General features: G+C 46.8%; 5 protein-coding genes and 1 rRNA gene. All 6 read right to left on the bottom strand.

Features of this window, described 5'->3' with window-relative positions; genetic code table 11:
• Positions 1–191: 191 nt before the first annotated feature.
• A complete protein-coding gene (hydF, locus tag J3A84_RS15115) occupies positions 192–1,400 on the bottom strand; it encodes a [FeFe] hydrogenase H-cluster maturation GTPase HydF (RefSeq protein WP_207600889.1) in 1,209 nt (402 codons plus the stop codon).
• A 19-nt stretch (positions 1,401–1,419) separates the two neighbouring features.
• Positions 1,420–2,838, bottom strand: a complete 1,419-nt coding sequence (gene hydG, locus J3A84_RS15120; protein WP_207600890.1) for a [FeFe] hydrogenase H-cluster radical SAM maturase HydG — start codon at positions 2,836–2,838, stop codon at positions 1,420–1,422.
• On the bottom strand, positions 2,831–3,937 hold the full coding sequence (gene hydE / locus J3A84_RS15125) for a [FeFe] hydrogenase H-cluster radical SAM maturase HydE (RefSeq protein WP_207600891.1): 1,107 nt from the start codon (positions 3,935–3,937) through the stop codon (positions 2,831–2,833). Before hydE ends, hydG begins: the two co-directional genes overlap by 8 nt.
• Positions 3,934–4,194 (bottom strand): TM1266 family iron-only hydrogenase system putative regulator, encoded by a 261-nt coding sequence (locus J3A84_RS15130; protein ID WP_207600892.1) that lies wholly within the window; start codon positions 4,192–4,194, stop codon positions 3,934–3,936. Before J3A84_RS15130 ends, hydE begins: the two co-directional genes overlap by 4 nt.
• Before the next feature lie 252 nt (positions 4,195–4,446).
• Positions 4,447–5,388 carry a polysaccharide deacetylase family protein gene (locus J3A84_RS15135; RefSeq protein ID WP_207600893.1) on the bottom strand — a complete coding sequence of 314 codons (942 nt, stop codon included), beginning with the start codon at positions 5,386–5,388 and terminating at the stop codon, positions 4,447–4,449.
• A gap of 118 nt (positions 5,389–5,506) precedes the next feature.
• A 5S ribosomal RNA gene (gene rrf, locus J3A84_RS15140) occupies positions 5,507–5,624 on the bottom strand.
• Positions 5,625–5,630 lie beyond the last annotated feature (6 nt).

The following is a 5,630-nucleotide window of genomic DNA, read 5'->3' on the forward strand; positions in this document are numbered from 1 at the left end:
TACCAGAGAAACAGCCTTAAATCAAACAAAAAGTACAAGAATCAACTCCCAAACCGGAAGTTACTCTTGCACTTTTAGCTCTTCTCTTACTCAGTAAATCAAACGGAACTTACTTTTGAATTTAACCTTTTATTTCAGAGAGGGAATCTTCTGCTGGGGATTCCCTCTCTACCTGTCTCCACAATTTTACTTCAACCCTGATTCTTCAGGAAAAAACGGATACTTCTGTCCAGTATACCATTCATATGGGCGATGGCTATTCCGTAATTGGTCACCGGAATACTTTTCTTCAGGCTCTTCTCTATACGACTTCTCATTTCCCTTTCACTGAGCATGCACCCTCCACAGTGGATCACAAGATCAAAGGCATCCTCCTGGATCTGGAACTCCGTCCCGGAAGAATGGGTGAATCTGAATTTTTTTCCTGTATACTTCTGAATCCATTCAGGTAACTTCACTGTTCCGATATCATCGCACTGCCTGTGATGCGTACACCCTTCCGAGATAAGAATGGACGCATTCTCCTTCAGCCTGGAAATGAGATGAGCACCTTTAACCGCCTCATGAAGATCTCCCTTATACCGGGCCATCAGGATGGAGAAGCTGGTCAGCTGGATGTCATCCGGGACCATGTCCTTCACCTGAGAAAAGGCCTGACTATCCGTGATCACAAGCCTTGGTTTCCTTCTGACGCTTTCCAGAGCATCCTTCAGCTCCTCCACCTGAACTACAATGGCCTGAGCTCTGGCATCCAGAATTTCTCTTAACACCTGCTGCTGAGGAAGGATGATTCTTCCTTTGGGTGCTGCGGAGTCTATGGGGACAACCAGTATGATGATATCCTTGGGTGAAATGAGATCCGCCAGAATCCTTTTTTCCTTCTTTCCTGTGGACATGATTTTTCCCATGAGCTCCTTCAGTTCGTGGATGTTTTCCTGAGTTCTGGCACTGACAGGCAGGACCCATTCAGTCTTTCTGTCTTCGTGAAGAGATATAGGTTCCTTCAGAAGATCTGTTTTGTTCAGAACGATGATGTACGGAATCCCCTTTTCTTTCAGTGCATCGATCAGTTCCTCGTCTTCCTTCTCAATCCCTTCACATGCACTGATCACCACCAGTGCCAGATCGGACTTCTCCATGACCTGGCGGGTTTTCTCGATTCTCATTTTCCCAAGTTCTCCCTGATCATCCAGACCAGGGGTATCCATCATGACCACTGGTCCCAGAGGGAGCAGTTCCATGGCTTTAAAGACCGGATCCGTGGTGGTTCCTCTGATTTCTGATACGATGGACAGTTCCTGCCCGGTGATGGCATTAATGATGCTTGATTTTCCTGAATTGATCCGACCGAATATGCCGATGTGGAGTCTTTCCCCTCTGGGGGTGCTCTGAAAGCCCATTGTATTTCACCCTTCCTTCTTAAAATCTGAAATCTCTTTTACCCGCACCGGTTTCCATGAGATTCTGTATCGCTCTTTCCTTCACTCTTGGATTCGTGATTTTATGCACTTCTTTCTCAATCATCTTCTCACCAAGAATTCTCGTTTCTTCGCTGGCGTAATCCATGAGGTATTCCTTCAGCGTGATCAGGGCATTGGGATGACAGCAGTTGATGATCTGTCCGCTTTTCAGAAGCATCATGAAGCGGTCGCCGGTTCTTCCCTCCCTGTAGCAGGCGGTGCAGAAACTTGGGATATGTCCCATTTCCATGAGCCATTTCACGATCTCATCCAGTGTTCTTTTGTCGCTCACATCAAACTGTTCGGATTTGTTTTCATCCAGTTCCGGCAGGACATATCCCCCCACACTGGTTCTGGAGCCTCCGCTGATCTGAGAGACCCCGAGCTTAAGCACCTTTTCCCTGCAGGACTGGCTTTCTCTGGTGGAAATGATCATGCCCGTATAGGGAACGGCGATTCGGATGCAGGCTACAATCTTGGCGAAGGTTTCATCATCGATGCCGTTTTTAAAGGCATCCGCATCGATATCATCCGCATGTCTGATTCTTGGCACACTTAATGTATGCGGTCCCACACCAAATGTTTCCTCCAGATGTTCCGCATGCATGAGAAGCCCCGTAAACTCGTATTTAAACCGTTCCAGTCCGAAGAGAACACCAAGTCCCACATCATCGATGCCGCCTTCCATGGCACGGTCCATGGCTTCTGTATGGTATTTGTAGTTGTGTTTCGGACCCGTTGGATGAAGCGCTTCGTAGCTTTCCTTGTGATAGGTCTCCTGGAAGAGGATGTAGGTTCCGATGCCTGCTTCCGCAAGCTTCCTGTAGTTCTCCACCGTCGTGGCCGCAATGTTCACATTCACTCTTCGTATGGCACCGTTCTTGTGCTTCACATCGTAGATGGTCTTAATGCTTTCCAGCACATATTCAATGGGACTGTTCACCGGATCTTCTCCTGTCTCAAGGGCGAGTCGCTTGTGTCCCATGTCCTGAAGGGCCATGACCTCTCTTCTGATTTCCTCCTGGGAGAGCTTCTTTCTTGCAATATGCTTGTTCTTCAGATGATACGGACAGTATACACATCCGTTGACGCAGTAGTTGGACAGATAGAGGGGCGCGAACATGACGATTCTGTTTCCATAGAATCTTTCCTTGATCTCTTCCGCCAGTGCGAAGATCTCCTCGTTGAGATCTTCAAAGGCGCATTCCAGAAGAATCGCCGCTTCTCTATGATGCAGTCCTTTGCCGGTTCTTGCCTTTTCTATGATTTCCTTCACCCTAGCTCGGTCCTTTGCCTGCGACGCTGCATAGTCCAGCGTCTCGAGGATCTCCTCATGACAGATGAATTCTTCCGCTTTTCTCGATTTCACATTATACATTCAAGTTCCCTTCCTTCCTGATTCGTGAGGCATCTGTTTCCATGATATTCTGTCTGGAACTATGATCGCCTCGATTCACCACCACTTCAAATCCGATTTTACCCATGGACTCTTTTAGAAGATGGAGACTTTCAGCAGCTTCTGAGCCTGTATAGGCTTTATTGTCATATAGGATATACTTCTTTCTTACACTCATGGGAGAAAGGTTTGGCATCACCACATTGGCTCCGGATAGAACCCCTTTCTCTCTGCCTTTTCCATCCACAGTCCCAAGAGAAGTGGTGGCTGGAATAAGAGCATCGGGCAGCATGATTCTGATCAGGGCGAGCAGAAAGAGGGTCAGTTCCACCGAACCGCTGGGGAAATCTCTGAAGATCGACTCCTTATGTGGTACGAAAGGTCCTATCCCAACCATCTCAGGCTGTATCTCATGAATCAGACACAGATCCTTCGCAAGAGATATACTGCTCTGATAAGGCGAACCCACCATGAAGCCTGTGCCCACCTGATATCCGATTTCCTTCAGTGCATAGAGATGGGCAGTTCTTGCAGCCAGCTTCTCTCCGACCGGATGAAGCTTCTCGAAATGCTTATCTTCTGCCGTCTCATGACGAAGAAGATATCTGTTGGCGCCGGCATTATATAGCTTCTGGTAGCTTTCCCTGCTTCTTTCCCCCAGAGACAGGGTGATGGCACAGTCTGGATAGGACTGTCTGATTCTGCCGATCATCTTCACCAGACGCTCATCGGTGAAATAAGGGTCTTCTCCCCCTTGAAGGACAAAGGTTCTGAATCCCAGCTCATATCCTGTACTACAGCAGGAAAGAACCTCTTCCTCCGTGAGACGATACCTTTCCGCCTTCTGATTTCCTCTTCTTATACCACAGTAGTGACAGTCTCTCATGCAGTAGCTTGTGAGTTCAATCAGTCCTCTGATGTAGATTCTCTTTCCATAAGTTTCTTCCAGAAGGTCTCCTGCAAGAGATCTGGCGTACAGGAATTCACCTTCGGTATAGCTTTCAATGAGCTCTCTGAACTCCTTCTCACTGAGACTATGGTCGCGTGCAAGTTTTCTGATGAGTATTTCATTTCTGGTCATAAGGACTCCTTTTTGCTTTTCGCATAAATGGTCTTGGAAGAAACACCCGGAAGCATCCCCAGTTTTCCTGATAAGGTACTGATGATATCCATGGGTGCATCCACGGCTACAGAGATGATATTCATATTCTTTTCACGATAGGGAATGCCCATCCTGCCGATGACATATTCTCCATATTCATGGAGAATCCGGTTCAGTTTCTCGGCGGATTCATACTGCTCCACGACAATTCCAATAAGTGCAACTCGTTTCTCCATCTTTTCCTCCATAAAAAAATGCGCCACAAGGCGCACAAAATTCATCCTGCAATCCTGCGCCTTTTCCATCGGGATTTCCCTTTGGATGAGTACCAGTTCTACCTTAAGGTTTAAAGAAAGGAAACCCTCGCTTCGCACCTTTTTCATCATACCATATTTATTGTTAATTTTATATCATAATAAGCATTTTTCAAACCTTTTTTTCCATAAAAAAATCTCCTTTCCATCATCAGAAAGAAGATTTCATCCTCATTATTTTAAATAATCGTCATAGTCTGACAGCTTCACAAAGTCATATCCCATTCCTATAAGCATTGGAATCACTTGTTTTACACCTGCTGCAATTTCTTTGCTCGGATGATTCATATGGTATAGAAAGATGGATCCCGGCTTTACGCCGCGAGCAGAGCGAACCATCTGCTCCTTGTTAAAAGTTGCACCAGCATCCCCCAGGACATCGTAGTTGACAGCCTTGAGATTCAGTTCCTCCAGGATTTCCAGGGTCACATCATCATAGAAGGCGGTACCGGATCTGAAATATCGGGGTGTTCTTCCTGTATAGGAGAGAATCAGCTGCTGGTTCTTCATGATCTCCTGAAAAACCTCCTCGATTCCTTCCGTTCCTCTGATACCATAGGCGGATCGTCCATCCATGGACAGAGGTTTATGGCCATAGCCGTGGTTCTCGATGTCAAAAAGTTCATGCTGAGACAGCATCTCCATGGTTTCCCTGTTCTCTTCGATCCATCTGCCGTTGATGAAGAGCGTCGCAGGGATCCGCTCTTCCATGAGATAGGTTATGAGGTCCTCATCAAAAGCACTGCCATGTGGACCACCACAGGCATCAAAGGTCAGTGCCGCAATTTTCTCATCCGTCCTGATACCGGTCATTACGCCATCGATATTCTCCCCAAAGACTGTTACCTCCCGATCACCGTATGTATTCTTCAGCAGCTGAATTTGCTCCTCCTCGGTCATCGTATCTTCTGGATCCATTTCTTCCTCTTCTTCAGCGGACAGATCTGATGCAACTTCTTCCTCCTCCTCTTGAAAGATATCCGGCTTCTCTTCCTCCACCACTGATTCAAGAGGATCTTCGACGGAGAGAGTCGGCTCCGTTTTCACGTCGCATCCTGCAGTCAGAAAGAGAACTGCCAAACCAGATAGAATCAGAGTCAGTCTTTTTATCGGCATTTTTTTCTCCTCCTATTCTCAGATAGCACCAGAAAAGTGATATTTCATCTATTATATAGCATACGCTTATTTAATTCCACATAATAAAAAAGCCCCAAGCTTGCGCTTGGAGCCATGTAACTGGCGACGACCTACTTTCCCACAGGGCCTCCCCTGCAGTATCATGGGCTCTAAAAGGCTTAACCGTCGTGTTCGGAATGGGAACGGGTGTAACCCTTATAGATATAGACACCAGATTGAAG

It is taken from the genome of Proteiniclasticum aestuarii (assembly GCF_017368455.1).
Lineage (GTDB): Bacteria > Bacillota > Clostridia > Clostridiales > Clostridiaceae > Proteiniclasticum > Proteiniclasticum aestuarii.

Bases quoted from the DNA above. Each gene is read 5' to 3' on its own strand.
- hydF (WP_207600889.1), bottom strand. From the start codon at position 1,400: ATGGGCTTTCAGAGCACCCCCAGAGGGGAAAGACTCCACATCGGCATA.
- J3A84_RS15130 (WP_207600892.1), bottom strand. From the start codon at position 4,194: ATGGAGAAACGAGTTGCACTTATTGGAATTGTCGTGGAGCAGTATGAA.
- hydG (WP_207600890.1), bottom strand. From the start codon at position 2,838: ATGTATAATGTGAAATCGAGAAAAGCGGAAGAATTCATCTGTCATGAG.
- J3A84_RS15135 (WP_207600893.1), bottom strand. From the start codon at position 5,388: ATGCCGATAAAAAGACTGACTCTGATTCTATCTGGTTTGGCAGTTCTC.
- hydE (WP_207600891.1), bottom strand. From the start codon at position 3,937: ATGACCAGAAATGAAATACTCATCAGAAAACTTGCACGCGACCATAGT.